The sequence below is a fragment of the Lutibacter sp. genome, assembly GCF_041596795.1.
Classification (GTDB): Bacteria; Bacteroidota; Bacteroidia; order Flavobacteriales; family Flavobacteriaceae; genus Lutibacter.
Map to the genome: position 1 here is coordinate 1 of NZ_JBFHHX010000279.1, position 1,634 is coordinate 1,634.

Consider the following 1,634-nt stretch of genomic DNA (forward strand, 5'->3'; position numbering starts at 1 on the left):
AATTCTTAAAAAAGCTTCAGAATTAGGATATCAAAGAAATAGTTTAGCTTCAAAATTAAGAACTAATAAAACAAGTACTATTGGTGTTATTGTGCCTAGAATTTCGCGGCATTTTTTTTCAACAGTAATTTCAGGGATTGAGGAAACGGCTTATGAGGCGGGTTATGACGTTATTATTTGTCAATCTTTAGAGGATATTAAGAGAGAAAAAAAATTAGTAGAAACTTTACTGTCTAATAGGGTTGATGGGATTTTAATTTCAGTTTCAATGCAAACAGTTGATGCTGATTATTTGAAAACAAATGATATTCCGTTGATTTTTTTTGATAGACCTTATAATGTTTCTGAAAGTACCAATGTTATTATTGATGATTACAAAGCTAGTTTTGAGGCTACCGAACATCTAATTTTAGGAGGATGTAAAAATATTGCTCATTTTTCAGGGCCTCAAGAATTAGAATTGTATAGAAGAAGAAAAAGAGGATATGTTGATGCACTGTTGAAGTACCATTTAGAACTAAAGAGTGAGTATATTATTGAATCTAAATTAATGAAAGTGGATGGTGAAGAAAATGCTAAAAAACTATTGAAACTGCCAAAAGTAGATGGTGTTTTTTCGGCAAATGATACTGCTGCAATAAGTGCTATTTTATTTTTAAAAAAACAAGGTGTAAAAATACCTGAAGATATTGCTTTTGTAGGTTTTAGTAATGAACCTATTTCCTCCGTTATTGAGCCATCGTTAACAACAATAAATCAGCGAGATTTTGAAATGGGTAAGGTTGCAGCTTCCTTATTATTTGAACAAATAGAAAATCACGGATCTAGACAAAAGGTTCAAACCGAAATGTTAAATCCAGAATTAATTATTAGAAAATCTACCAAAGTAATAAATTAATATTATAAAATATTTTAGTAAAAATGAAATTATATCCGTTAAAATTCAGTCCAGTATATAGCTACAGAGTGTGGGGTGGAGAGAAATTAAAAACTGTATTAAATAAAAATTATAATCAAGAAAGTATTGGAGAATCTTGGGAAATTTCTGATGTTGATGAAAATGAAACATTAGTAAGTGATGGAGATTTAAAAGGGTACTCATTAAAAATGTTAATTAAAGAATTTAAAGGCGATTTTGCAGGTAATAATGTTTATGATCAATTTGGAAATGATTTTCCTTTATTAATTAAATTTATTGATGCTAAAACACCATTATCAATTCAAGTTCATCCAAGTAATGAACTAGCTAAAGAGCGTCATAATTCATTTGGAAAAAATGAAATGTGGTATGTTATGGAGGTTGAAGAGGATGCTGAATTAATTGTTGGGTTTAATAAAGAAGTTTCAAAAGAGACCTATGTCAATCATTTAGAAAACACAAAGTTGGATGAATTATTAAATATTGAAAAGGTCCAAAAAGGAGATACTTTTTATATTCCTACTGGTAGAGTTCATGCAATAGGAGCCGGTGTGTTATTGGCTGAAATTCAGCAAACATCAAACATTACTTATAGAATCTATGATTATGATCGCGTTGATTTTAAAACAGGAGAGAAGAGAGAATTACATACAGAAATGGCACTAGATGCAATTGATTTTAAATTGTACGATACTTATAAAACTACTTATAAAAC

Annotated in this window: 2 protein-coding genes; both read left to right on the top strand. The window is 29.3% G+C overall.

What is annotated here, in order from left to right; all coding sequences use genetic code 11:
- A partial coding sequence (locus ABY298_RS16275) for a LacI family DNA-binding transcriptional regulator (protein ID WP_372747090.1) occupies positions 1-898 on the top strand: 898 nt, incomplete at its 5' end.
- Between the two features lie 23 nt (positions 899-921).
- On the top strand, positions 922-1,634 hold a 713-nt coding region (locus ABY298_RS16280), incomplete at its 3' end, for a type I phosphomannose isomerase catalytic subunit (RefSeq protein ID WP_372747091.1).